The organism is Streptomyces sp. NPDC008086, from assembly GCF_042957325.1.
GTDB lineage: Bacteria > Actinomycetota > Actinomycetes > Streptomycetales > Streptomycetaceae > Streptomyces.
The window spans coordinates 129,363-154,399 of record NZ_JBIBIA010000007.1 but is presented as its reverse complement, the minus strand read 5'-3'; the positions used below and the strand labels follow the sequence as shown (position 1 = coordinate 154,399).

Below are 25,037 nucleotides of genomic sequence, written 5' to 3'. Positions count from 1 at the left end.
CGGCAGGCCAAGGGCAGCGGGCGTTTCAAGCGGTGGGCGGTTCGGCCGACTTGGCGGCGCGGGCGGCGAGACGGTCCATGCGGGCACGGGCCGACTCCAGTTCCTCGGCCTCCTCGGCGGCGGGGCCGCCCGCCGCCACGAGCTCGCCCCACAGACCGATCAGGTCGCGGCCCAGGGCCAGGCCCAGCGCGGGGTCCCGGACCGCCCGCCACGCCGTGGCCGCGCCGTGCAGGCTGCCGTACGCCGCCTCCGCGTCCCGGAGGCGGTGGTGCGTACGGGCCACGTCGAGGGAGAGGCCGAAGGCACGCTCCGGGTCGCCGGCCAGGTAGGCGATGTACGCGGCGAGTTCCCGCATCCGCAGGACCTCGGCGTGCTCAAGGCCCAGCACCGCCGACGCCTGGGCCACGGTCCGCTCCGCGAGCCCGGTCGCCTCCGCCGTCCGGCCCTCCTTCACGGCCTCGTTGATCCGCGCCGTCTGCTCGGCGAAGGGCGAGGCGTCGGCGGTCGTGGCCGGCTCCGCGTCCCCGAGGACGGCTTCGGCCACGGCGTCGAAGCCGCGCGGCGGGGTGAAGCCGGGGTCCGGGTCGGGGGCGGGGGTGGAGGTGGGGAGGAGGAGGGGGGCCGGGCGCGGGGCGGCTCGCGGCGCCTCGGCTTCCGGGGCGACACCCTCGGGTGCGAGACATTCGGGTACGGCGTTCTGCGGTACGGCACCTTCCGGTACGGCACCCTGCGGCACGTCCGTCGGCTCCGGCTTCGCGTCCATGAGCGGCGGCGGGCCGAACTCCCCCAGCGGCGGCGCGACCGTGCCGGGCACGGCGTCCCGCACCGGCTCGGGGGCCGATCCGGGCAACGCCCGCAGCCGGAAGGTGGGCGAGGCGTCCCGCTCCGGGCCCGGTAGCGGGCGTAGGACGTGCGTGGGCCTGTCCCGGTGGGGCGCGGGGTCCTGCGGGAGCGACGCGGGCGGCGCGGGCGGCGCTTCCGGCACCGGCGGCGCCGACCGCTCGGAGAGCACCGGGGGCTCGGACGGCGCCGAGGGCTCCGAGGGCTCCCTGGGCGGAGCCGTCCGTACCGGCTCGGCGGTGAACTCGCTGGAGCCGTCCTCGGCCACCCGCAGCGGGACGACGTAACCGATGCTCTCGTCGTGGATCGTGGCGTGCACGGGGTGGCCGCTGGCGACCGCGATGCGCTGGAGCTGGGTCAGCACGGTGCGCTGGATCTCCTCGCCGGGGACGGCGTTGACGGGTACGCCGCCGATCGACGCGCCGGCCGTGCCCGGACCGACGGCGGGGACGCGCACATCGATCGGCGCGGCCACCGGGGCCTGAGCCGCAGCGGCCGCGGCGCGTTTCTGTTCCCGCTTCATCGCGCGGCTCAGTCGAGACATCGCTTCCCTCACTCGCATGCGCCGGGGAGATACACGGCCGACGCGCTCGGGTTCCATGGTGCCCCCTCCCGCCGCCGTGTTCCGCTTCCCCGGCATCAACACCCGGTAGTACAGATCGGACACGTCGTACACGTACTGTCGAGTCTCTCCGGCCGCGCGCGGCGCGGGCGTCACCGGGACGTCACAGACTCGTTCCAGGAGCTTGTGCCACGTCACGGCGTTCTCATGCCTGGCTCGACGATCATTGGCGTGACGAGGGAGGAGTCCGGGCATGCGGAGTGACATGCACGTGCGGCAGGGGCGGTCCGAGCCGGGGCCGGAGATCTGGATCCGTGGGCCGGAGCCGCTGCCCGAGGAGCCCTCGCCCTCCCCCGCCGTCGCCACACCCCGGCGCTTCTCCTGGGTCGGCGTGCACGGCGGCGCGGGCGTCACCACACTCGCCACGGTCTACGGCGGCCAGGACTGCGGCCGCGGCTGGCCCGGTCCGGCCGATCCGCGGTCCGTGCTGCTCGTGGCCCGCACGCACGCGGCCGGGCTGACCGCCGCCCTGGGTGCCCTGGAGCTCTTCCGGCGGGGCGAGGCTCCGCACGGGCTCGATCTCGATGCCGTCGTCCTGGTCGCGGACGCGCCGGGTCGGCTGCCGCGGGCGCTCGCCGAGCGGGTCAAGGTGATCGGGTCGGTCATCGACGTGTACCGGGTGCCGTGGGTGCCGGCCTGGCGGCTCGGCGAGCTGGGCGGGCAACGGCCGCGGGAGGCGGCGGCGTTGGCCCGGCTGACGGGACACTCCCGCTGAGCCCGGCCGCGGCCGAACCGTCGGCCACCGAGATCGCCTCGGCCGTACGCTCGCGGACCCTGCGCGCCGTCGATGCCGTCGCGGCGGCCCTCGAACGCATCGAACGGGCCGACCCCGTCCTGTCCGCGTTCATCGAGGTGTGGGACGAGGAGGCGCTGCGGCGGGCCCGGGACGTGGACGCACGGGTCGCCGCGGGCGAGCGGCTGCCGCTGGCCGGCGTGCCGATCGCCGTCAAGGGCCGACGTGGGTTGCGGACAGCGGGTCCGCTCCTCGCGGCGGGCTGCGTGGCGGTCGGGGCGACGTCCGTTCCGGGACCCGGAACTCCCTGGCAGACCTGGGGACTCGGCCGATACGGCCCCACGACCAACCCCTGGCGCCCCGACCGCACACCGGGCGGCTCCTCTGCCGGGTCGGCCGCGGCCGTGGCGGCAGGGCTGGTACCGCTCGCGACCGGCAGCGACGGGGCCGGCTCGGTGCGGATCCCGGCGGCGTGGTGCGGCGTCGTCGGCCTGAAGACCGGCAACGGACGCCTGCCGTCGGCCGACCGTACGGGGCTTATGGCGCCGGGGGTGCTGGCTCGGTGTGTGGGGGATGTGGCGGCGTATTGGGGGGTGATGACGGGGAGTGGTGGGGTGTGGGGTGGCGGGGCGTGGGGCGACGCGGGCAGGGCAGTCGGTGAGCTCGGCAGGTACGACCCCCCAACCGCCGTATGGTCCCCCGACCTCGGCTTCGACGCCCCCGACCCGGATGTCGTCGCCGTCGCCCACGCCACGGCCGTACGGCTGGCCGAGGCCGGCGCGATACGCCTCGTACGGCCCCGGACACCGCTGCGCCTCGACGACCCGGCCCCGGCATGGCTCGCCCTACGAGCCCCGGGTGCAGCTCCTCGACCACCTGATGCGCACCGGGTCCGGGTCGCGAACGACAGGCGCCTGGCCGATCTCTTCGCCGGGACCGAACTGCTGCTGACACCGACCGCCCCCACCCCGCCGCACGGCCACGGCGGTCCCGGCGACCGGTACTCCACCGCGCTGACCTGGGCGTTCAACCTGAGCGGGCATCCGGCGCTCAGCATTCCGGCGGGGTTGGACGGCGATGGCTGTCCGGTCGGGCTCCAGTTGGTGGCGGCGCACGGCCGTGAGGATCTGTTGATCGAGACGGCGCGGGCGGCCGAGGTGGCCGTCGGACCCTGGACGGGCTGAAGGGGCTGAACGGGCCGGGCTGAACTGAACTGGGCTGGGCTGGGCTGGGCTTGGCTGGGCTTGGCAATTTCTTGCGTGTGCATATAATGCAAAGGCAAGTTACCATCGCACGCCGACCATTCGGGAGACCCCATGACCCGCCGCTTCCTGTTCCTGCTGGGCAGCAGCCGCAGCGAGGGCAACACGGAGGTGCTGGCCCGCAAGGCCGCCGAGCAGCTGGGCGAGGATGTCGAACAGGAGTGGATCAGCCTGGCCGACCACCCGTTGCCGGACTTCGTGGACGTACGTCAGGACGACGCGCCGCCCCCGGCCCCCACCGGGGACGCCGCGCTGCTGCTCGACGCCACGCTGGCCGCCACGGACCTGGTGATCGCGTCGCCGCTGTACTGGTACTCGCTGTCCGCCCACACCAAGCGCTATCTGGAGGAGTGGGAGAACTGGCTGCGCACTCCCGGCCTCGACTTCAAGGCGAGGATGGCCGAGCGCACTCTGTGGGGGGTCACCGCGCTCTACCACAGCGAACACGAGGTCGCCGAGCCGCTGATCGGCACGCTCAACAACTCGGCCGCCTACTTCGGTATGCGCTTCGGCGGCGTCCTGCTGGGCAAGGGCGGCCGGATCGACGACGTACTGGACGACACCGCGGCGCTCACCCGCGCCAAGACCTTCTTCGCCCAGCACCCGCCCACCGCCCGCTTCCCCTACCGGGCCGCCTGACCGGACACCCCGCCGCCCGACCGGCCGCCCGGGCGGAGCGCTACGCCGTGATGTCCTTCGTCGTGAACCTCGCCCAGGCCGCCGAACCGAACACCCCGGCGTAGAGGGCCTGGATGCCCAGGTTCTTGACGAGGTCGTCCCAGTAGACGGGTTCGCGCATGAGGTCGGCGAAGGACAGCCAGTAGTGGGAGAAGAAGTACGGCTGCAGCGCGTGGAGCTGGGGTATCTGGTCGAGGATCTGGACGGTGATGAGCAGGCCGACGGTCGTCGCCATCGCCGCGATCCCGCTGTTGGTCAGCGTGGAGACGAACAGGCCGAGCGCCGCCACGCCGATCAGTGACGCGGCGACGACCAGGGCGATCAGCAGGGCTCTACCGAGGCCCTCGGCGAAGCTGATGCGGGTGCCGGAGATGGTCGTCAGCTCGCCCAGCGGGAACAGCAGCGCCCCGACCGTGAGTGCCGAGATCGCGACCACGAGGGTGGCGACCAGGCAGAAGGCCATCGTGGTCGCGTACTTGGTGAGGAGCAGCCGGGTGCGGCCGGCGGGGGCGACGAGGAGATAGCGCAGGGTGCCCGCGTTCGCCTCGCCCGCTATCGCGTCGCCCGCGATGACGCCGATCGCCATGGGCAGGAAGAACGGGAGTGTCGCGGCCAGTGCGGTGAAGACCAGGAACAGGCCGTTGTTGGTGATCTGCGAGATGAACGCCGGGCCGCCGCCCTGGGGTCCGCCGCCGCCCATCGACGCGCCGTCACTGGTCTCGATCTTCACCGCGATCCCGACCAGGATCGGCACGGCGGCGAGGACGGCGAGCAGCGCGAGGGTGCGCCAGCGCCGGAAGGTGGTGAGCAGTTCACTGCGGAAGAGGCCGAAGGTCCACAGCGGGCTGACCTTCCGGGCCTCTTCGCTCGCGCCGCCCTGCCGGACGACCTCAGCCCGCGACATCGAACCCCTCCCCCGTGAGCGCCACGAACGCGTCCTCCAGGGAGGCCCGTTCGACGCCGAAGCCCCGTACCCGGACCCCGGCGGTCACCAACGCCGCGTTGACGTCGGCGAGATCGCGGTCCGGGGGTTCGGCGGTCACCCGGTCCTCGGTGATGACGACATCGCCAACACCCTGCTCCTTCAGCACCCGGGCCGCGTCCGCGGTGTCGGGCGTGGTCACGACGAGCCGACCGCGGTTCCCGGCCGCCAGCTCCGCCACCGCGCCCTGGGTGAGCAGCCGGCCCTGCGCCATCACGGCCGCGTGGGTACAGACCTGCTCGATCTCGTCGAGGAGGTGGGAGGAGAGGAAGACGGTCGTGCCGTCGGACGCCAGCTCCCGGATCAGGGCTCGGATCTCGCGCATGCCCTGCGGGTCGAGCCCGTTGGTCGGCTCGTCGAGGACGAGGAGCCGACGCGGCTGGAGCAGTGCGGCCGCGAGCCCCAGCCGCTGCTTCATGCCGAGCGAGTACGCCTTGGCCTTCTTGCCCGCGGCGGCCGTCAGGCCCACCCGGTCCAGCGCGGCCGCGACGCGGGTGCGCCGGGTGCGCGGATCGGCGGTCGGGTCGGCCGCGTCGTACCGGAGGAGGTTGTCGCGTCCGGAGAGGAAGCCGTACAGGGCGGGTCCCTCTATGAGCGCGCCGACGTGTGGCAGCACGGAGCGCGCGGACCGGGGCATGGGCCGCCCCAGCACGCGCGCGCTGCCGGCCGTGGGCTCGATCAGGCCCATCAGCATGCGGATGGTGGTGGTCTTGCCCGAGCCGTTCGGACCGAGGAAGCCGAAGACACTGCCCGCCGGGACGGTCAGATCGAGACCGTCGACGGCGAGCTGCCCGCCGCGGTAGCGCTTGGTGAGCGCGCGGGTGGCGATCACCGGGCCGGCGACGTCGCCGGCCTCCGCGGCGGGCAGTTCCTCCATCGGTTCCTCAGGCTCCTCGGTTTCCTAGGGGCACCACGATCGTTGGCACGCACGGCTACGGCTACGGCTACGGCTACGGCTACGGCTACGGCTACGGCTACGGCGACCGGCCGGTCACCAGCCGCCGACCAGCGACCAGCGACTGCCAACCCGCACCCGGCAACCGGCAACCGGCAACCCGCAACCGTCCCCGCCTCACTTCCCGGCGTCGGCCGCCTTCACGAGCGCGGCCTTGTCCACCGCGCCCACGTAGACCTTGCCGTCGTCCGTGATCAGGGCGTTGATCAGACGGGTCTTGAAGACCGTGCCCGAGCCGAACTTGCCCGTGACCTTGTCGCCCAGCGAGTCGAGGAAGCCGCCCACGTCCCCGCCGACCTCGGCGCCGGAGGGGACACCCTCGCCGCCGGTGTCGAAGACGGCCACGGAGTTCCAGCCCTCGCCGATGACCTCGGGGCCGCCCTCGGGCGCCCTGCCGAGCTTGTCCCCGGACTTAGGACCGTCGAGTTCCTTCCCGAAGTCCTTGCCGAAGTCCTTCCCGAACTCCTTGTCGAGCTCCTTGCGCAGCTCGTCCTCCGACTTCGGGGAGCCGTGCTCGCCGCCCTTGCCCTCCAGCGCGTCCTCCTCGGTGACCTTCGCACCCTTGGGCGGGGTGAAGTCGAAGGTGGAGGCGGCCGGCTTGGCGAAGCTGACCTGGGTGAAGCCGGCGTCGATCACTGCCGCGCCACCGCTCGACGGGGTCAGCGTGAACTTCAGCGGCATACCGGTCTTGGCGTCCACGGCCACGGTGATCGCGCCGACCGTGGTCCCGGACTGCTTCGGCTTGATGAGCAGCCGGTAGGCGTCCCGGCCCGCGACCTGCGCGGTGCCGTCGACGGTGACGGACGTGGTGTCGTCGACCGCCTTGAGCGCCTCCTCGGCGAAGTCCTTGGGCGTGGCGGGAACCTCCTGCTTCTCCTGACCGCCCTTGGCCTCCTCCGCGGTGCCGTGGAAGACCTCGTTGGACTTGCTGTCGTAGCCCCAGACGTCCTTGCCGTTGTGGATGAGGCTGTACTCGGAGGCGTTCTCCAGCAGGGAGAGCTTCTGCTTGTTCTCGCCGTCCACGGCGACGCGCAGCGTGTGCGTGCCGGACGCCAGCTCGGTGAGCTTGGCCGACGGGTCGGCGGACGATCCGTCACCCGAGCCGGACGCCATGGCGCCGGAGGCGAGGCCGGCTCCCAGCCCGCCGAGGTCCGGCAGCCCCAGGTCGGTGCTGATCTTCACGGTGCCGGACAGCTGCTCCACGTCCGACTGCGCGATCTTCTCGATGAGTTGCTCTGCGGTGATCTTCGGCAGGTCCGGGTCGCCCGAGTCGGCGATCGCCGGGACGAGCCCGATGGTCGCCGCCGCGACTCCCACGACCGTGACCGGGACGACGTACCGCGCGGCCTTGCGCCGCCCCGAGGGCAGGTCGTCGACCTCCCCTACCGCGGTCGTGCTGTCGTCGGATTCGTACGGTGCCATGTGTGCCTTACCTCCGTCGTCGGCGGCGGCTGTCCTTCTCGTTCGTCGCCCGTGAGTCTGACGACCCCGCACTCGTCCACCCCTGTGCCGCCATTCTCACCCGAATCGGTGAGGAGTGGTGTTGTCCGTGGTTTCCATCTGACCAAATCGGCCAGGGAGTTTCGTCAACCTTCGGAGCCAACTCCGCGTACACCTGGGGTATGACAAACAAGGGCGGCGCCTCCCCCGACCCGTAGGGGTCGGCGGCGAAGAGCCGGGCGAACTCGGATCGGTCTTCGGCACGTTGAGCCGACCTTGACATCCGGCCCTTCCGGCGATTGAGGAGCGGGGGCCAGGGGGCAGAGCCCCCTGGCGGGGTCGAAGGGACGGAGCCCCATCGGGGTGGGACGGGCAAGGGCGGCGGGGGCGAGATCACCCGGCCCGATGCACCACCGCGTCGCACAGCTCCATCAACGCGGCCTTCGCCCCCATCTCCGGCAGCGGCGCCAACGCGGCCCGCGCATCCTCCGCATACCGCACGGTGTCCCGCCGAGCCTGCTCCAACGCCGGATGCACCCGAAGCTGGGCCAACGCCTCCGCGAGCCGCGCGTCATCACTGAGATCGGAGTCCAGCAACTCGCACAACGCGACGTCCTCCGCCAGCCCCAACCGCGCGGCCCGCTCCCGCAGCCGCAGCACCGGCATCGTGGGAATCCCCTCGCGGAGATCCGTCCCCGGCGTCTTCCCGGACTCATGGGAGTCGCTCGCGATGTCCAGGACGTCGTCCGCCAGCTGGAAGGCGACCCCGAGCCGCTCCCCGTACTGGGTCAGCACGTCGACCACCGTCTCGTCGGCGCCCGACATCATCGCCCCGAACCGGCACGACACCGCCACCAGCGACCCGGTCTTCCCGCTGAGCACATCGAGGTAGTGCTCGACGGGATCCCGCCCGTCCTGCGGCCCCGCCGTCTCCAGGATCTGTCCGGTGACCAGCCGCTCGAACGCCTCGGCCTGCACCCGCACCGCCTCCGGCCCGAGGTCGGCCAGGATGTGCGAGGCGCGTGCGAAGAGGAAGTCGCCGGTCAGGACGGCGACCGAGTTGCCCCAGCGGGTGTTCGCGCTGTCGACGCCGCGCCGTACGGCCGCCTCGTCCATCACGTCGTCGTGGTACAGCGTCGCCAGATGGGTCAGCTCCACGACCACGGCCGACGGCACGATGCCCGGCGCATACCGGTCCCCGAACTGGGCAGTGAGCATCACGAGCAGCGGCCGGAACCGCTTTCCACCCGCCCGCACCAGATGCTGGGCGGCCTCGGTGATGAAGGGGACCTCACTCTTGGTGGCTTCGAGCAGTCCCTCCTCGACAGCCGTCAATCCGGCCTGGACATCGGCTTCCAGAGCCTGGTCCCGCACGCTCAGCCCGAACGGCCCGACGACGGTCACGAGGGGTCTCCTGTCTGCTGGTGTCTACTGGCGATTACACGGTTTGTCGATAGGTCGCTGCCATCACTCAAGTCAGCGTATCCGGTCACGTTTCGATCACCGATGCCGCCCACCCGTCCACCACGGGCGGTATCGGATCACGACAGGTATGTTTTTGATCACGCGATAAGGCCGGATATCCATCGACTTATAGGGAAGTAGGGGCCCGTGTCCCGAACCGAAGTCGATGTCCAGCCCGACAGCGAGCCGCCGCCGCACGCCGACCACGCCTTCTTCGGCCAGCCCAGAGGCCTTCTCACGCTCTCCGGCCTGGAGGTCTGGGAGCGCTTCTCGTTCCTCGGCATGCAGGCCATCCTCGTCCTGTACTTCGCCGACACGGTCGCCCACGGCGGTATGGGCATGTCGGCCGGGACCGCCGCCTCCGTCTCCGCCGCCTACGGCACCCTCGTCTATCTGGTCTCCGTCGCGGGCGGCTGGCTCGCCGACCGCGTCCTCGGTTCGTACCGCGCGGTGCTGTGGGGCGGCGTCCTGATCGCCTGCGGCCATTACGCCATGGCGGTGCCGGCCGCCGGCACGACGTGGGCCGGTCTCGGTCTGATCAGCGCGGGCACGGGGCTCCTCAAGCCGAACGTCGCCACCATGGTCGGCAAGCTCTACCGCACGGACGACGACCGCCGTGACGCCGGCTTCGCGCTCTACTACATGGCGATCAACATCGGCGCCTTCGCGGGCCCGCTCGTCACCGGCTGGCTCGGCGACCACAAGGGCTGGCACTGGGGCTTCTCGGCCGCCGCGATCGGCATGACGCTCGGCCTGGTCCAGTACGTCCAGGGCCGTCGCCACCTGGCCGGACGCAAGCACGCCGCCGACTTCGCGCTGCCCCCGGACGCCATGCGCCGGACGGTCGGCCTCATCGTCGCGGGCCTCGCCGCCACCGCCGCGCTCGCCGTCCTCCTGGCCTCCTCCGGCCTGCTCACCATGGACCGCTTCGTCGACCTGCTCACCCTGGTCTCGGTGATCGCGCCGGTCGTCTACTTCGCGGCGATGTTCGCCAGTCCGCGCGTGACCGCCGAGGAACGCGGCCGGCTCCGCCCGTACATCGTCCTCTTCCTCGCCTCGACGGTCTTCAACTTCATCCTGTTCCAGGCGTACTCGACGATGATGCTGCTGGCGTCGACGAACGCCGAGACGTCGATCCTCGGCTTCGGCTTCCCCGCGAGCTGGTACGCCTCGGCCCTCGGCGCCTTCGAGGTCGCCCTCGCGCCGGTCGTCGCCGCGCTGTGGGTCCGCATGGGGCGCCGCCAGCCGCACACGTCGAACAAGATCGCGATCGGGGTCGTCCTGGGCGGACTGTCCTTCCTGCTGATGGTGATCCCGACGTCCGGGCACTCCTTCGACGACCAGCTCATGTCCGTCTGGTGGATCGTGGGTTCGTACCTGCTGCTCGGCCTCGGCGACATCCTGCTGGAGACCTCCGGCATGTCGGCCACGACCAAGCTCGCCCCGGCCGCCTTCGCCGGCCAGACCATGTCCCTCTGGTTCCTCTCCCTCGCCCTGGCCAACGGCATCCAGGCCCAGACGGTCAAGCTCTACGACGACGTCTCGGGGCCCGCCTACTTCGGCGTCAACGGCGCCGTCGCGGTGCTCGCGGGCCTCGCCGTGATGGCCGCGACCCCCTGGCTGCGCCGCACGATGCACCCGGTGCACTGACCCGGCACCAAGGGCCCGACGCACCCGACCCGCCCGACGCACCGACCCGACCGGGATCCCGCCCATGCACATCCGTACGTCCTTCCCCTACGAGACGACCCATTACGACATCCGTATCCCGCTCCAGGACGGGACCCTGCTGTACGCGCGCGTGTGGCGCCCGCTGACGGACGAGCCCGTACCGGCGCTCCTCGAATACCTGCCTTACCGCCTGACCGACTGGACCGCGCCCCGCGACCACCAGCGCCATCCCTGGTACGCCGGCCACGGCTACGCCTCCGTACGCGTGGACATCCGCGGCCACGGCAACAGCGAGGGCATGCCGACGGACGAGTACTCGGCGACGGAACTGGCCGACGGGGTCGAGGTGATCGACTGGCTGGCGGCCCAGCCCTGGTGCAACGGCAAGGTCGGCATGTTCGGCATCTCCTGGGGCGGCTTCAACTCCCTCCAGATCGCGGCCCTCGCGCCCGAGCCGCTCAAGGCGATCGTCACGGTCTGCTCGACGGACGACCGCTATGACAACGACGTGCACTACATGGGAGGTTCCGTCCTCGCGGTCGACATGCACGCCTGGGCGTCGACGATGCTCGCCTTCGTCGCCCGTCCACCGGACCCGCTGTACGTCGGCGAGGGGTGGCGGGACATGTGGCTGCGGCGCCTGGAGGCCGTCGAACCGTTCCTGCACACCTGGCTCGGCCACCAGACCCGCGACGACTACTGGCGTCACGGCAGCGTCTGCGAGGACTACGGCGCGATCGACGCCGCCGTCCTCGCGGTGGGCGGCTGGCACGACCCGTACCGCGACACGGTCCTGCGCCTGGTCGAGCACCTGCCCGCCGACCGCGTCCGCGGCCTGATCGGCCCCTGGTCGCACCAGTACCCCGACCGCGGCCTGCCGCCCGGCCCGGCGATCGGCTTCCTCCAGGAGACGCTGCGCTGGTGGGACCACTGGCTCAAGGACGAGGACACCGGCGTCATGTCCGAGCCCCTGCTGCGCTCCTACGTCAGCGACTCCCACCCCCCGGCCACGGTGTACCCCACGCTGCCGGGCCGCTGGGTCGGCGAGCCGGCCTGGCCCTCTCCTCACGTGCGCACGGTGACGTACGCCTTCCAGGGCGCCCCCGTCCTCGTGCGCTCCCCCATGCACACCGGCGTCGACGCCGGCCGCTTCTTCCCCTTCGGCAACGACGCCGACCTGCCGCCGGACCAGCGGGAGGAGGACGCGCGGTCGGCGTGCTTCGAGTTCGAGGTGGGCGAGGAGACCTGGGTGTCGGGGCGACCGAGGGTGCGGCTGCGGCTGACGTCGGAGGTGCCGCGCGGGCAGGTCGTCGCCCGGCTCTGCGACGTGGCACCGGACGGTTCCTCGACGCTTGTCACGCGGGGCGTGCTGAACCTGACGGCACGTCATGGCCGGGACCGCGTGGTGCCCTGGGAGCCGGGCGCCACCGAAGACGTGGCCCTCGAGCTGAACGGCATCGGCCACGCCTTCCCGCCCGGCCACCGCATCCGCCTCGCCGTCTCCTCCGCGTACTGGCCGTGGATCTGGCCCCAGCCGGACTCGGCGGCCGGCTTCGTCCTGGAACCGGCGGGCAGCTCACTGGAACTTCCGGTACGCGCACCCGCGTTGGAAGAGTCGGCGACCGGATCGCCAGACGTGGCGGCAGACGGCGGGATGGACGGCGACGCGGCGATCACCTTCGAGGAACCGGAGCAGGCGGAGCCGCTCGGCGTGAACTTCCCCCTCACGCTGGACGAGCCCCGTCCCGAGCGGCTGGTCGTGCGGGACGTGGCCAAGGGCGAGTGGCGCCTGGAGGTCGACCCCCGGTACGGCGGCACGCGCGTGTACCCCGACGGCCTGGAGTTCACCGAGGACGCGCTGGAGCAGTACACGATCAACGAGGCGGACCCCCTGTCGGCCCGCACCCGCTCGGACTGGTCGATCCGGCTGCACCGCCCGGAGCTCGACTGGGAGACGACGGTGCGGACGCGTTCCGAGATCAGCTGCGACCGGCATGACTTCATCGCCTCCAACGAGCTGATCTGCACGGAGGGCGAAGAAGTACTTTTCCACCGCACATGGGAAAAACGGACGCCACGGACGGCCGGTTAAAGGCGAGTTGGATTCATTGCCCGATTTGCCGCTCTTGTGGATGCCCGTGAGTTGGGTCACGCACACCCGGTCGCACACCCCGGCCCACCCGCCCCCGTCTCCCCTTGCCCCATATACGAGTTGAGGCTTGGCAACCGCAAAGGATCAAGCCCCCCATACGCACCAGACCATGGTCAACCGGTACGTCAGGTGACCACGGCACTTGTTTCGGGCATGTGCTCTCGCATACGTTCCCGCTCGTCGGGCGGACGCCGAATCCTGCCGCCGCCCGAGTCACCCACCCACGGAACTCACACGCACGGCAGGAGCGGGGGACCCAGGTAAGTCGCCGGACCGGACGCCTTGATGGCACACCGGCCCGGCTCGGGGTGAAGTCGCGCCACCGCTCAGCGGCGCGGCCGGGCATCTCCCGCCCGAACCCGACAGCTCACCTCGCAGGCGTCGGAGAGGAACAGCGCCATGCCCCGAGGCAAGCACCGCCGCCCCCGCACCAACCCGCTCACCCGTCGCGTCGCCATCGCCGGCACCGGCACCGCCGCCCTCGCGCTGCCGCTCCTGAGCGCGACCACCGCGGGCGCCGCCCAGCCGGCCCAGACCCCCACCGCCACGCAGGCCAAGACCATTACGTACACCACCAAAAAGGGCGATTCGCTCTACGGCATCGCGGACCGGTACGACGCCCAGGGCGGCTGGAAGCAGCTCTACAAGGACAACCGCGAGGCCATCGGCGACAACCCCCGGCTGATCCACCCAGGCGTCGACCTGAAGGTCCGTGCGACGAAGAAGGCCTCCACCGCGAGCCCGACCGCCGACAAGGCCGCCGCGCCCGCCAAGAAGTCCGCCGTCGCCCAGGCCACCCAGTCCTCGGTGAAGACCTACCCGGACAACCTCGACGGCTGGATCCGCAACGCCCTGGACATCATGGGACAGAACGGAATTCCCGGCTCGTACGAGGGCATTCACCGCAACATCATGCGCGAGTCGTCCGGCAACCCCCAGGCCATCAACAACTGGGACTCCAACGCCGCCGCGGGCACCCCGTCCAAGGGCCTCCTCCAGGTCATCGACCCCACCTTCGCGGCATACCACGTGCCGGGCACCGTCTACGACCCCTTCAACCCGGTCGCGAACATCGCGGCCGCGTGCAACTACGCGGCCGCGCGCTACGGCTCGATCGACAACGTGAACGGGCCTTACTAGCCTGAAGCGTGGCCCAGTAGGCCAATTCATCCCTACTGGGCCAAATCGGCCAAAGTGCTCGCACTCGCACCCGCGCCGACGCCCGCGAACAACCTCTCGAGGACGACGGCGATGCCGTCGTCCTCGTTCGAGAGGGTGATCTCGTCGGCGACCGCCTTGAGTTCGGGGTGGGCGTTGGCCATCGCCACCCCGCGGGCGGCCCAGTCGAACATGGGGATGTCGTTGGGCATGTCCCCGAAGGCGATGGTCTCGTGCGCGCCGAGGCCGAGATGCTCGGCGGCGAGCGCGAGACCGGTCGCCTTGGTGATGCCGCATGGCTGGAGTTCGACGGTCCCGGGTCCGGACATGGTGACCGTCGCGAGGGAACCGACGACCGCCCGCGCCGTCGCCGCCAACTCGTCGTCGGACAGGGTGGGATGGCGCAGCAGCACCTTGCTGATCGGCTCGCACCACAGGTCGTCCCGGTGCTGGACGCGTACGGCGGGCAGGGTGGGGTGCGGCATCAGGTACCCGGGCTCGATGAGCGTGAGCCCGTCGACGCCGTCCTGGTCGACGGCCGCGTACACCTCCCCGACCTCGGCCTCGATCTTGCCGAGCGCGGTCTCCGCCAACTCCCGGTCCAGAGTGATGGACCACAGCAGACGGTCCGCGCCGGCGTCGTACAACTGCGCGCCCTGTCCGCACACCGCGAGCCCCTTGCTGCCCAGGACGTCGAGGAGCGGCCGCACTCTGGGCGCCGGCCGCCCCGTCACGACGAGGTGCTGGGCACCGGCCGCCGTGACCTGCGCGAGCGCGTCGAGGGAACGGTCGGAGAGCGTGTCGTCGCCTCGGAGCAGCGTCCCGTCCAGGTCAGTGGCGATGAGTGAATATGCGATGGGTGGGGCCATGATCAGAGAATACGGACAGGAAGCCCCATCGACTCGACGTGAACCGGACGGCTGCCGTGTTCACATGTGTTGACACCTGTTCCGGTTCGGATTCTGTTTCCGTGTGCACAACTTCCTTCCGCTTGTTGCGATTTCACTCCCACGTGGTCCCTCGGCCCGCACCATCACCTCACAGCGGGGGCGCGTGAGCCGCGCCCGTGCGCCGCGACCTGGTGATTCGCCGGCCCCGCCGACGCGAGTTCCGTACTGCCCAAGACCGGCACCTCACCCGTAACGTGTGGCCCGACCACATGGCACGGAGCGTAAGAGAGTGAGGCAGCACCCCATGCCCCCCTTCGATCTCCCCGAGGGCGACCCCTTCGGCACGCACAACCTTCCGTACGGCGTCTTCTCCCTTCCCGGCACGGACTCCGCACGCCGGGTCGGCGTCCGGCTCGGCGACCACGTCCTCGACGCGGGCAGAGCGGCCCACGCCCTCGGCTCGCCGTACGCCCCGCTGCTCGCCCAGGACTCCCTGAACCCGCTGCTCGCCGCGGGCCGCACCACCTGGTCCGACGTGCGCCGCGCGCTGACGGCGTGGGTGACGGTGCCGGCGCACCAGGAGGTGGTCGCGGACCTGCTGCACCCTCTGTCCTCGGTGACCCTGCACCTCCCCTTCGAGGTCGCGGACTACGTCGACTTCTACGCCTCCGAGAACCACGCCCGGAACGTCGGCCAGATCTTCCGCCCCGACGCCGCCGACTCCCTCACTCCCAACTGGAAGCACCTCCCGATCGGTTACCACGGCCGCTCCGGCACGGTGGTCGTGTCCGGCACGGATGTCGTACGCCCGTCCGGCCAGCGCAAGGCCCCCACCGACCCGGCGCCGCTCTTCGGCCCGTCGGTCCGCCTGGACATCGAGGCCGAGGTCGGCTTCGTGGTCGGGACGCCCTCGCGGCTGGGCCGGCCGGTGGCGCTGGGTGACTTCCGCGAACACGTCTTCGGCCTGTGCCTCCTCAACGACTGGTCGGCCCGCGACGTCCAGGCCTGGGAGTACGTCCCCCTCGGCCCGTTCCTCGGCAAGTCCTTCGCCACGTCGGTGTCGGCGTGGATCACCCCGCTGGACGCTCTGGAGGAGGCCCGGGTGGCAGCACCGGAGCGGACGCACCCCCTGCTGCCGTACCTCGACGACTCCGGCTCCGAGGCCGAACCCGGCGGCTACGACCTGCGCATCTCGGTGGCCATCAACGGCCACGTGGTCTCCGAGCCCCCCTTCTCCACCATGTACTGGACGGCCGCCCAGCAACTCGCCCACATGACCGTGAACGGTGCCTCCCTGCGCACCGGCGACCTCTACGGCTCGGGCACCGTGAGCGGCCCGACGGAACGCGAGCGCGGCTCGTTGCTGGAGCTCACCTGGAACGGCCGGGATCCTCTCGAACTCCCCGACGGCAAGCGCACGTTCCTGGAGGACGGCGACGTGGTCACCCTGTCCGCCTGGGCTCCGGGCCCCGGTGGGGTCCGGGTGGGTCTTGGCGAGGTCACCGGGCAGGTGGTGGCGGGCAGTTGACGTGAGGCCGGGGAGCGCGGGGCGGCGCCTCGGTGCCGGGCTCGCCGAGACCTCGGCGGTCCGCGAGGCACCGCGACGGCGGGGGGTGGCGGCGACGGCCGTGCCGGCGTACGCCCGGTGCCCCTAGGCGAGTTCGGCGACTCTTCACCGCTGACTCCGGCGGCCGTCACCGTCATACTGGCTGACGGTGGCGTGTTCCTCGTCCACCGCCCCGCATGTCCGCCCGCGCACCTCCCCTGACCAGGATCCGGAGCCTCCGGCATGACCTTCTGCCTGCTCCTGTTGAGCACCGTCGCTCTGACAGCAGCCGTGCCCGTTCCGCGAGCGTTGACCCGTGCCGCATGGCCCGAACGGGAACCCGTGGTCGCGCTCTGGGTGTGGCAGTGTCTGGTCGCCACCGTCCTGCTGTGCTGTCTGACCGCCCTGGCGCTGGGCGCAGCGGCCGTCTTCGGTACCGTACGCGCGCAGCTCTTCGCCCCGGCACCGCCCGCGGTGACCGCGGCGTACGACCTCTCGTCCGCGCCGGCCTGGGCCGCCCTCCTGACCCTGCTCCTGGCCTGCGGCGCCGCCTGGACGACGGCGATGCTGGGCCGCGAACTCGCCGAGGCCCGTCGACGCCGCGGCCAGGCCAGAGCCCACCTGCGCGAACGCGCCCCCGACCTGCCGGCCGGCCTGCCCGCGGCGCGCGGGCCGCTGCTGGTCCTGGAGGACGAGTACCCGGACGCCTGGTGGATGCCCGGCAACCCGGCCCAGTTGATCGTCACGACCGGCGCCCTGCACCGCCTCACCGACCACCAGCTCGACGCCGTCCTCACCCACGAGCGCGGCCATGCCCGCGCCCGCCACGACTGGCTCCTGCACCTCTCGACCGCGCTCGCCACCGGATTCCCCCGCATCCCGTTGTTCGCCCACTTCTGTGACCAGACCCACCGCCTGGTCGAACTGGCCGCCGACGACACCGCGTCCCGCCGCTGCGGTCACCTGACGACGGCCCTGGCCCTGATCGAGCTCAACCAGCATCGAGGCGTCCTGTCCTGCGCCTCCACCCACCGTCTCCTGGGCGAACGCGTGGACCGCCTCCTGCAGCCACCGCCGCGCCTGGACCGCCACCACCGGGCCCTGACCACGACGCTGGCCGCGCTGGTGCCCCTGCTGCCGCTCGTGATCACGTTCGCGCCCGGGCTGACCGCGTTGACGTGACCGCCGCGCCCGGGGCTGCCGCCGCCCTCCCCGGCTAGGCCCAGTCCTCCGGCTCAGGCTCCGGCTCCATCTCGGGCCAGTCGTCCGCCCCGTGATCGGCGGCCGCTGTCGCATCGCCGACCGCCCCGGCGTCGGAGCCACCGCGCATCGAGGCCAGCACCTCCAGCACGCCCTCCCCGTACGTGGCCAGCTTCTTCTCGCCGACTCCGCCGACACTCCCGAGCTCCCGCACGGAGGCGGGCCACACCGTCACGATCTCCCGCAGCGTCGCGTCATGGAAGATCACATACGCCGGAACCCCCTGCTCCCGAGCCTGCTCCGCACGCCAGGCCCGCAGTGCCTCGAAGGCCGGCACCAGCTCCTCGGGCAACTCGGCCACCGCGGCCTTCGCCCTGCGCTCTCCGCGCCCGGACCCGCCGGAACCGGACCCCGACGCCGACCGCGAGGTCACCGGCTTCTTGGGCTCCTTGCGCAGCGGCACCTCCCGCTCCCGCCGCAGGACCGTGCCGCTGGCCTCGGTCAGCACGAGCGTCCCGTACTCACCCTCGACCGCGAGCAGACCCTGTGCCAGCAACTGCCGGATGACGCCACGCCATTCGCCCTCGTTCAGCTCCTCGCCGATGCCGAACACGGAGAGCTGGTCGTGGTCGAACTGGATCACCTTGCCGGTGCGCTTGCCCAGCAGGATGTCGACGATCTGCAGCGCCCCGAACTTCTGCCCCCGCTCGCGCTGCAACCGCACCACGGTCGACAGCACCTTCTGCGCCGCGATCGTGCCGTCCCAGGTCTCCGGCGGTGTCAGACAGGTGTCGCAGTTGCCGCAGCCCGCCGCGTCCGGGTCCTGGCCGAAGTAGGCGAGCAGCTGCCCGCGCCGGCACTGGGCCGTCTCGCACAGCGCCAGCATCGCGTCCAGGTGGGAGGCGGCCCGGCGCCGGAACGCCTCGTCGCCCTCGCCGGACTGGATCAGCTTGCGCTGCTGTATGACGTCGTTGAGGCCGTACGCCATCCAGGCCGTGGAGGGCAGGCCGTCCCGGCCGGCGCGGCCCGTCTCCTGGTAGTAGCCCTCGACCGACTTGGGCAGGTCGAGGTGGGCGACGAACCGCACGTCCGGCTTGTCGATGCCCATCCCGAAGGCGATGGTGGCCACCACGACCAGGCCCTCCTCCCGCAGGAACCGGGACTGGTGCGCCGCGCGCGTGCCCGCGTCCAGGCCCGCGTGATACGGCACGGCCTCGATGCCGTTGCGGCTCAGGAACTCGGCCGTCGCCTCCACGGACTTGCGGGACAGGCAGTACACGATGCCCGCGTCGCCCGGGTGCTCCTCGCGCAGGAAGCTCAGCAGCTGCTTCTTCGGGTCCGCCTTCGGCACGATCCGGTACTGGATGTTGGGCCGGTCGAAGCTCGCCACGAAGTGCCGGGCCGTCGGCATGTTCAGCCGCTGGGTGATCTCCTGGTGCGTCGCGTGCGTGGCGGTGGCCGTGAGCGCGATCCGGGGGACGTCCGGCCAGCGCTCGCCGAGCAGCGAGAGCGCCAGATAGTCGGGGCGGAAGTCGTGGCCCCACTGGGACACGCAGTGCGCCTCGTCGATCGCGAAGACCGCGATCTTGCCGCGTGACAGCAGGTCCAGCGTCGAGTCGAGCCGCAGCCGCTCCGGGGCCAGGTACAGCAGGTCCAGCTCGCCCGCCAGGAACTCCGCCTCCACCACGCGTCGCTCGTCGAAGTCCTGCGTGGAGTTGACGAACCCGGCCCGTACGCCGAGCGCCCGCAGCGCGTCCACCTGGTCCTGCATCAGCGCGATGAGCGGCGAGACGACGACGCCCGTGCCCGGTCTGACCAGGGACGGAATCTGGTAGCAGAGCGACTTCCCGCCTCCGGTCGGCATGAGCACGACGGCGTCGCCGCCGGCCACCACATGCTCGATGACGGCTTCCTGCTCGCCGCGGAAGGCCTCGTACCCGAAGACCCGGTGCAGTGCGGCCAGCGCCTCGCTGTCGCCCGTCTGCGCCACCTCGGTCACCCTTGGCATCTCGCTGATCCCGCCCGTCGCACCCATCGTCGTGTCCCCCGTACGTCGTCCCTCGACCACTGCCTCCACGATAGGGGCCGCCACCGACAGCACCCGGAGTTATCCACAGGCTCACCCCTCACCGGGCCCACTACCACAACGCGGCGGCCCGGCATCCCCCCGAGGGAAGCCGGGCCGCCGCGGTACACACGGGCCGCGCACACGGGCCCTGCGAGCGGGCCGTACAGGCGGGCGCCGCCTCAGCGCACGAAGACCCCCGCCGTACTCGCCAGATCCAGGAAGTACTGCGGCGCCACACCCAGCACCAGCGTCACCGCCACGCCGACCCCGATCGCCGTCATCGTCAGCGGCGACGGAACGGCGACCGTGGGCCCCTCGGGCCGCGGCTCACTGAAGAACATCAGCACGATGACGCGGATGTAGAAGAACGCCGCGATCGCCGACGAGATCACACCGACCACGACCAGCGGGGCCGCCCCGCCCTCCGCCGCCGCCTTGAACACGGCGAACTTCCCGGCGAAGCCGGAGGTCAGCGGGATACCGGCGAAGGCCAGTAGGAACACCGCGAACACGGCCGCGACCAGCGGCGAACGGCGGCCCAGACCCGCCCAGTTGGACAGGTGCGTGGCCTCGCCGCCGGCGTCCCGCACCAGCGTCACCACCGCGAACGCCCCGATCGTGACGAACGAGTACGCGGCCAGGTAGAACAGGACGGACGACACCCCGTCCGGCGTGGTCGCGATGACACCCGCGAGGATGAACCCGGCGTGCGCGATCGACGAGTACGCCAGCAGCCGCTTGATGTCGGTCTGCGTGATCGCGACGATCGCACCGCCCAGCATGGTGACGATCACCACGCCCCACATGACCGGCCGCCAGTCCCAGCGCAGGCCCGGCAGCACGACGTAAAGGATCCGCAGCAGGGCACCGAACGCCGCCACCTTCGTCGCCGCCGCCATGAACCCGGTCACCGGCGTCGGAGCGCCCTGGTAGACGTCCGGCGTCCACATGTGGAACGGGACGGCGCCCACCTTGAACAGCAGCCCCATCACGATCATCGCGGCGCCGACCAGCAGCAACGCGTCGTTGCCCATCGTGCCCGCGAGCGCCGGGGTGACCTCCGGGACCGTGCCGTCGACGACCTGCGCGATCGTCGCGTACGACACGGAGCCCGCGTAGCCGTACAGCAGCGCGATACCGAACAGCGTGAACGCGGAGGCGAAGGCCCCGAGCAGGAAGTACTTGACCGCGGCCTCCTGCGACATCAGCCGCTTGCGGCGGGCCAGCGCGCACATCAGGTACAGCGGGAGGGAGAGGACTTCCAGGGCGATGAACAGTGTCAGCAGATCGTTGGCCGCCGGGAAGACCAGCATGCCCGCGACCGCGAACAGCAGCAGCGGGAACACCTCGGTGGTGGTGAACCCTGCCTTGACCGCGGCCTTCTCGCTGTCGCTGCCCGGCACGGACGCGGCCTGCGCGGCGAACGAGTCGACGCGGTTGCCGTGCGCCGCCGGGTCGAGCCGTCGCTCGGCGAAGGTGAACAGACCGACCAGGGCGGCCAGCAGGATCGTGCCCTGCAGGAAGAGGGCCGGTCCGTCGACGGCGATGGCACCCATCGCGGCGATGCCCGCCTTGGTCGTGGCGTATCCGCCGGCCGCGAGCGCCACGACCGCGGCGAAGGCCGCGACGAGGGCCACGACGGAGACGAACACCTGCGCGTAGTAGCGGGCCTTGCGCGGGACGACCGCCTCGATCAGCACCCCGACGACGGCCGCGCCGACGATGATCAGGGTGGGTGAGAGCTGTCCGTACTCGATCTTCGGCGCGCCGATCTTCGGGATCGGGTCGGCCGCGATTGTCCACAGGCTGTGGACGGCTGATGCGCTCACTTGGCCGCCTCCACCTCGGGCTGGGGGTCCTTCTTCTGTACGTCGGACATGGTCTGCTTGACCGCCGGGTTGACGATGTCCGTGACGGGCTTCGGGTAGACGCCCAGGAAGATCAGCAGTACGACCAGCGGGGCGACCACCACGAGCTCGCGCGCCCTGAGGTCGGGCATCGCCGAGACCTCGGGCTTCACCGGGCCCGTCATCGTCCGCTGGTAGAGGACGAGGGTGTAGAGCGCGGCGAGCACGATGCCGAACGTGGCGATGATGCCGATCACCGGGTAGCGCGTGAACGTGCCGACCAGGACCAGGAACTCACTCACGAACGGTGCGAGGCCGGGCAGCGACAGGGTCGCCAGACCGCCGATCAGGAAGGTGCCGGCGAGCACCGGGGCGACCTTCTGCACACCGCCGTAGTCGGCGATGAGCCGCGAGCCGCGCCGGGAGATCAGGAAGCCCGCCACCAGCATCAACGCGGCCGTCGAGATGCCGTGGTTGACCATGTAGAGCGTCGCGCCGGACTGGCCCTGGCTGGTCATCGCGAAGATGCCCATGATGATGAAGCCGAAGTGCGAGATCGACGCGTACGCGATCAGGCGCTTCATGTCCCGCTGCCCGACCGCGAGCAGCGCCCCGTAGATGATGCTGATCAGGGCCAGTACGAGGATGGCGGGCGTCGCCCACTTGCTGGCCTCCGGGAACAGCTGGAGGCAGAAGCGGAGCATCGCGAAGGTGCCCACCTTGTCGACGACCGCCGTGATGAGGACCGCGACCGGCGTGGTGGCCTCCCCCATCGCGTTGGGCAGCCAGGTGTGCAGCGGCCACAGGGGTGCCTTCACGGCGAAGGCGAAGAAGAAGCCGAGGAACAGCCAGCGTTCGGTGTTCGTCGCCATGTCGAGGGTGCCGTTGGCGCGGGCCTCGGCGATCTCCTGGAGGCTGAAGTTCCCGGCGACCACGTAGAGGCCGATCACCGCGGCCAGCATGATCAGACCGCCGACCAGGTTGTAGAGCAGGAACTTCACCGCGGCGTACGAGCGTTGGGTCGACGCCACCTTCTCGCCGTGCTCGTGGGCACGGTCCCCGAAGCCGCCGATGAGGAAGTACATCGGGATCAGCATGGCTTCGAAGAAGATGTAGAAGAGGAAGACGTCGGTGGCCTCGAAGGAGAGGATCACCATCGCCTCGACGGCCAGGATCAGGGCGAAGAAGCCCTGGGTCGGCCGCCAACGGCTGCTGCCGGTCTCCAGCGGGTCGGCGTCGTGCCAGCCCGCGAGGATGATGAACGGGATCAGCAGCGCCGTCAGCGCGATCAGCGCCACCGCGATGCCGTCCACGCCGAGTTCGTAGCGGACGCCGAAGTCGGCGATCCAGGCGTGGGACTCGGTGAGCTGGTAGCGGTCGCCGTCCGGGTCGAAGCGGACCAGGACGGTGATCGCGAGGGCGAGTGTGGCGAGCGAGACGAGCAGCGCCAGCCACTTGGCGGCGGTGCGCCGGGCGGCCGGTACGGCGGCCGTGGTGATCGCCCCGATCGCCGGGAGCACCGCCGTAGCTGTCAGCAGAGGAAAGGACATCGGTATCAGACCGCCCTCATCAGCAGGGTCGCGGCGATGAGGATCGCCACACCGCCGAACATCGAGACCGCGTACGACCGCGCGAAGCCGTTCTGCAGCCTGCGCATCCGTCCGGACAGGCCGCCGACCGAGGCCGCCGTGCCGTTGACGACGCCGTCGACCAGGGTGTGGTCGACGTACACCAGGGAGCGCGTGAGGTGCTCGCCGCCGCGTACGAGGACGACGTGGTTGAAGTCGTCCTGGAGCAGGTCGCGCCGGGCGGCCCGGGTGAGCAGCGACCCGCGCGGGGCGACGGCGGGGACCGGGCGGCGGCCGTACTGGGCGTAGGCGATGGCGACGCCGATGACCATGCACGCCACGGTCGCGCCGGTGACCGCTGCCGCGCCGATCGGCGGGTGGCCGTGGGAGTGCCCGGTGATGGGCTCCAGCCAGTGCACGAAGCGGTCGCCGATGCTGAAGAACGCACCGCCGGCCACCGATCCGACGGCCAGCACGATCATGGGGATCGTCATGACCTTGGGCGACTCGTGCGGGTGCGGCTCCGCGTGCTCGCCGTGCGTCTCGGCTGCGGGCTCCACACTGGGCTCGGCCGGTGATGCCGTCTTCGTGTGCCGCCAGCGCTCCTCACCGAAGAACGTCATCAGCATCACGCGCGTCATGTAGTACGCCGTGATGGCCGCGCCCAGCAGCGCGCAGCCGCCGAGGATCCAGCCCTCGGTGCCGCCCTTGGCGAACGCCGCCTCGATGATCTTGTCCTTGGAGAAGAAGCCGGACAGGCCCGGGAAGCCGATGATCGCGAGGTAGCCGAGGCCGAACGTCACGAAGGTGACCGGCATGTACTTGCGCAGGCCGCCGTACTTGCGCATGTCGACCTCGTCGTTCATGCCGTGCATGACCGAACCGGCGCCGAGGAACAGCCCGGCCTTGAAGAAGCCGTGCGTCACCAGGTGCATGATCGCGAAGACGTAACCGATGGGGCCGAGCCCGGCGGCGAGGACCATGTAGCCGATCTGCGACATGGTCGAGCCGGCCAGCGCCTTCTTGATGTCGTCCTTCGCGCAACCGACGATCGCACCGAAGAGGAGCGTGACGGCGCCGACGATGGTGACGACCAGCTGCGCGTCGGGCGCCGCGTTGAAGATGGCACCGGAGCGGACGATCAGGTAGACGCCTGCGGTGACCATCGTCGCGGCGTGGATGAGGGCCGAGACCGGGGTCGGGCCCTCCATCGCGTCCCCGAGCCAGGACTGCAGCGGCACCTGGGCGGACTTGCCACAGGCGGCGAGCAGCAGCATCAGGCCGATCGCGGTGAGCCTGCCCTCGCTCGCGTCACCGACCAGGCCGGGCTCCCCCTCCCCGCCGAGCACCGGCCCGAAGGCGAAGGTGCCGAACCAGAGGAACATCATCATGATCGCGATCGACAGACCCATGTCGCCGACGCGGTTGACCAGGAAGGCCTTCTTCGCGGCGGTGGCGGCGCTTGGCTTGTGCTGCCAGAAGCCGATCAGCAGGTAGGAGGCGAGACCGACGCCTTCCCAGCCGACGTACAGAAGCAGGTAGTTGTCGGCGAGGACGAGCAGCAGCATCGCCGCGAGGAACAGGTTCAGATAGCCGAAGAAGCGGCGGCGCCGCTCGTCGTGCTCCATGTACCCGACCGAGTACAGGTGGATCAGCGAGCCGACGCCGGTGATCAGCAGCACGAACGTCATCGACAGCTGGTCCAGGCGGAAGGCGATGTCCGCCTGGAAGCCCTCGACCGGGATCCAGCTGAACAGGTGGCTCGTCAGGGTCCGGTCCTCGGCGCTCCTGCCGAGCAGGTCGGCGAAGAGGACGACGCCGAACACGAAGGAGACGGCGGCGAGGGCGGTGCCGATCCAGTGGCCGACGCGGTCGAGGCGCCGGCCGCCGCACAGCAGTACGGCCGCTCCGAGCAATGGCGCCGCGATCAGCAGCGCAATCAGGTTCTCCACGATTCTTCC

General features: G+C 71.1%; 18 protein-coding genes and 1 riboswitch. Of the genes, 8 read left to right on the top strand and 10 right to left on the bottom strand.

What is annotated here, in order from left to right; genetic code table 11:
- Positions 1–25: 25 nt before the first annotated feature.
- On the bottom strand, positions 26–1,384 hold the full coding sequence (locus ACFZBP_RS25220) for a tetratricopeptide repeat protein (protein ID WP_391416306.1): 1,359 nt from the start codon (positions 1,382–1,384) through the stop codon (positions 26–28).
- 271 nt (positions 1,385–1,655) lie between these two features.
- Between ACFZBP_RS25220 and ACFZBP_RS25215 the strand changes: the two genes are divergently transcribed.
- The 3 genes from ACFZBP_RS25215 to ACFZBP_RS25205 all read left to right on the top strand — a co-directional run bounded on the left by ACFZBP_RS25215 (position 1,656) and on the right by ACFZBP_RS25205 (position 4,096).
- Positions 1,656–2,177, top strand: coding sequence for a DUF6668 family protein (locus ACFZBP_RS25215; protein ID WP_391416304.1), 522 nt, complete (start codon positions 1,656–1,658; stop codon positions 2,175–2,177).
- A complete protein-coding gene (locus ACFZBP_RS25210) occupies positions 2,174–3,379 on the top strand; it encodes an amidase family protein (RefSeq protein WP_391416875.1) in 1,206 nt (401 codons plus the stop codon). Before ACFZBP_RS25215 ends, ACFZBP_RS25210 begins: the two co-directional genes overlap by 4 nt.
- 132 nt (positions 3,380–3,511) lie before the next feature.
- Complete coding sequence (locus ACFZBP_RS25205; protein ID WP_391416302.1) at positions 3,512–4,096, top strand: NAD(P)H-dependent oxidoreductase; 585 nt, start codon at positions 3,512–3,514, stop codon at positions 4,094–4,096.
- A gap of 40 nt (positions 4,097–4,136) precedes the next feature.
- Here ACFZBP_RS25205 and ACFZBP_RS25200 read toward each other — a convergent pair whose 3' ends face one another.
- The 4 genes from ACFZBP_RS25200 to ACFZBP_RS25185 form a co-directional block, all read right to left on the bottom strand.
- Positions 4,137–5,039: an ABC transporter permease subunit gene (locus ACFZBP_RS25200; RefSeq protein WP_391416300.1), complete on the bottom strand. Its 903-nt coding sequence runs from the start codon at positions 5,037–5,039 to the stop codon at positions 4,137–4,139.
- Entirely contained in the window at positions 5,026–5,994 is a 969-nt protein-coding gene (locus tag ACFZBP_RS25195; protein WP_391416298.1) for an ATP-binding cassette domain-containing protein, read from the bottom strand. Before ACFZBP_RS25195 ends, ACFZBP_RS25200 begins: the two co-directional genes overlap by 14 nt.
- A gap of 195 nt (positions 5,995–6,189) precedes the next feature.
- Positions 6,190–7,494, bottom strand: a complete 1,305-nt coding sequence (locus ACFZBP_RS25190; RefSeq protein ID WP_391416296.1) for an outer membrane lipoprotein carrier protein LolA — start codon at positions 7,492–7,494, stop codon at positions 6,190–6,192.
- A gap of 411 nt (positions 7,495–7,905) precedes the next feature.
- Positions 7,906–8,916, bottom strand: a complete 1,011-nt coding sequence (locus tag ACFZBP_RS25185) for a polyprenyl synthetase family protein (protein ID WP_383452134.1) — start codon at positions 8,914–8,916, stop codon at positions 7,906–7,908.
- A gap of 207 nt (positions 8,917–9,123) precedes the next feature.
- Here ACFZBP_RS25185 and ACFZBP_RS25180 point away from each other — a divergent pair, with 207 nt between their 5' ends.
- From ACFZBP_RS25180 to ACFZBP_RS25170, 3 genes are all read left to right on the top strand, one after another.
- On the top strand, positions 9,124–10,626 hold the full coding sequence (locus ACFZBP_RS25180; protein ID WP_391416293.1) for an oligopeptide:H+ symporter: 1,503 nt from the start codon (positions 9,124–9,126) through the stop codon (positions 10,624–10,626).
- Between the two features lie 64 nt (positions 10,627–10,690).
- A complete protein-coding gene (locus ACFZBP_RS25175; RefSeq protein WP_391416291.1) occupies positions 10,691–12,739 on the top strand; it encodes a CocE/NonD family hydrolase in 2,049 nt (682 codons plus the stop codon).
- 285 nt (positions 12,740–13,024) lie between these two features.
- Positions 13,025–13,193: riboswitch (cyclic di-AMP (ydaO/yuaA leader) on the top strand.
- A gap of 5 nt (positions 13,194–13,198) precedes the next feature.
- On the top strand, positions 13,199–13,939 hold the full coding sequence (locus tag ACFZBP_RS25170) for a transglycosylase SLT domain-containing protein (protein ID WP_391416289.1): 741 nt from the start codon (positions 13,199–13,201) through the stop codon (positions 13,937–13,939).
- A 32-nt stretch (positions 13,940–13,971) separates the two neighbouring features.
- Here the strand turns inward: ACFZBP_RS25170 and ACFZBP_RS25165 are convergent, their stop codons facing one another.
- Positions 13,972–14,826: a Cof-type HAD-IIB family hydrolase gene (locus tag ACFZBP_RS25165; protein WP_391416287.1), complete on the bottom strand. Its 855-nt coding sequence runs from the start codon at positions 14,824–14,826 to the stop codon at positions 13,972–13,974.
- A gap of 325 nt (positions 14,827–15,151) precedes the next feature.
- Between ACFZBP_RS25165 and fahA the strand changes: the two genes are divergently transcribed.
- Together fahA and ACFZBP_RS25155 are read left to right on the top strand one after the other, a co-directional pair.
- On the top strand, positions 15,152–16,375 hold the full coding sequence (gene fahA, locus ACFZBP_RS25160) for a fumarylacetoacetase (protein ID WP_383452124.1): 1,224 nt from the start codon (positions 15,152–15,154) through the stop codon (positions 16,373–16,375).
- A 261-nt stretch (positions 16,376–16,636) separates the two neighbouring features.
- Positions 16,637–17,575, top strand: coding sequence for a M48 family metalloprotease (locus tag ACFZBP_RS25155; protein ID WP_391416284.1), 939 nt, complete (start codon positions 16,637–16,639; stop codon positions 17,573–17,575).
- 34 nt (positions 17,576–17,609) lie between these two features.
- On the opposite strand, the gene recQ is transcribed toward ACFZBP_RS25155, so the two are convergent.
- From recQ to nuoL, 4 genes are all read right to left on the bottom strand, one after another.
- Positions 17,610–19,628, bottom strand: coding sequence for a DNA helicase RecQ (gene recQ, locus ACFZBP_RS25150; protein ID WP_391416873.1), 2,019 nt, complete (start codon positions 19,626–19,628; stop codon positions 17,610–17,612).
- Between the two features lie 212 nt (positions 19,629–19,840).
- On the bottom strand, positions 19,841–21,490 hold the full coding sequence (gene nuoN / locus ACFZBP_RS25145) for an NADH-quinone oxidoreductase subunit NuoN (protein ID WP_391416282.1): 1,650 nt from the start codon (positions 21,488–21,490) through the stop codon (positions 19,841–19,843).
- The gene (locus tag ACFZBP_RS25140) at positions 21,487–23,058 is read right to left on the bottom strand and encodes an NADH-quinone oxidoreductase subunit M (protein ID WP_391416280.1); all 1,572 of its coding nucleotides are present in this window, start codon (positions 23,056–23,058) and stop codon (positions 21,487–21,489) included. Before ACFZBP_RS25140 ends, nuoN begins: the two co-directional genes overlap by 4 nt.
- 5 nt (positions 23,059–23,063) lie before the next feature.
- Positions 23,064–25,028 carry an NADH-quinone oxidoreductase subunit L gene (gene nuoL / locus ACFZBP_RS25135; RefSeq protein WP_383452116.1) on the bottom strand — a complete coding sequence of 655 codons (1,965 nt, stop codon included), beginning with the start codon at positions 25,026–25,028 and terminating at the stop codon, positions 23,064–23,066.
- Positions 25,029–25,037: the final 9 nt, after the last annotated feature.

Excerpts from the sequence above, each read along its gene's own strand:
- ACFZBP_RS25220 (WP_391416306.1), bottom strand. The coding sequence starts at position 1,384 with ATGTCTCGACTGAGCCGCGCGATGAAGCGGGAACAGAAACGCGCCGCG.
- ACFZBP_RS25215 (WP_391416304.1), top strand. The coding sequence starts at position 1,656 with ATGCGGAGTGACATGCACGTGCGGCAGGGGCGGTCCGAGCCGGGGCCG.
- ACFZBP_RS25205 (WP_391416302.1), top strand. The coding sequence starts at position 3,512 with ATGACCCGCCGCTTCCTGTTCCTGCTGGGCAGCAGCCGCAGCGAGGGC.
- ACFZBP_RS25200 (WP_391416300.1), bottom strand. The coding sequence starts at position 5,039 with ATGTCGCGGGCTGAGGTCGTCCGGCAGGGCGGCGCGAGCGAAGAGGCC.
- ACFZBP_RS25195 (WP_391416298.1), bottom strand. The coding sequence starts at position 5,994 with ATGGAGGAACTGCCCGCCGCGGAGGCCGGCGACGTCGCCGGCCCGGTG.
- ACFZBP_RS25190 (WP_391416296.1), bottom strand. The coding sequence starts at position 7,494 with ATGGCACCGTACGAATCCGACGACAGCACGACCGCGGTAGGGGAGGTC.
- ACFZBP_RS25175 (WP_391416291.1), top strand. The coding sequence starts at position 10,691 with ATGCACATCCGTACGTCCTTCCCCTACGAGACGACCCATTACGACATC.
- ACFZBP_RS25170 (WP_391416289.1), top strand. The coding sequence starts at position 13,199 with ATGCCCCGAGGCAAGCACCGCCGCCCCCGCACCAACCCGCTCACCCGT.
- ACFZBP_RS25165 (WP_391416287.1), bottom strand. The coding sequence starts at position 14,826 with ATGGCCCCACCCATCGCATATTCACTCATCGCCACTGACCTGGACGGG.
- fahA (WP_383452124.1), top strand. The coding sequence starts at position 15,152 with ATGCCCCCCTTCGATCTCCCCGAGGGCGACCCCTTCGGCACGCACAAC.
- ACFZBP_RS25155 (WP_391416284.1), top strand. The coding sequence starts at position 16,637 with ATGACCTTCTGCCTGCTCCTGTTGAGCACCGTCGCTCTGACAGCAGCC.
- recQ (WP_391416873.1), bottom strand. The coding sequence starts at position 19,628 with ATGGGTGCGACGGGCGGGATCAGCGAGATGCCAAGGGTGACCGAGGTG.
- ACFZBP_RS25140 (WP_391416280.1), bottom strand. The coding sequence starts at position 23,058 with ATGTCCTTTCCTCTGCTGACAGCTACGGCGGTGCTCCCGGCGATCGGG.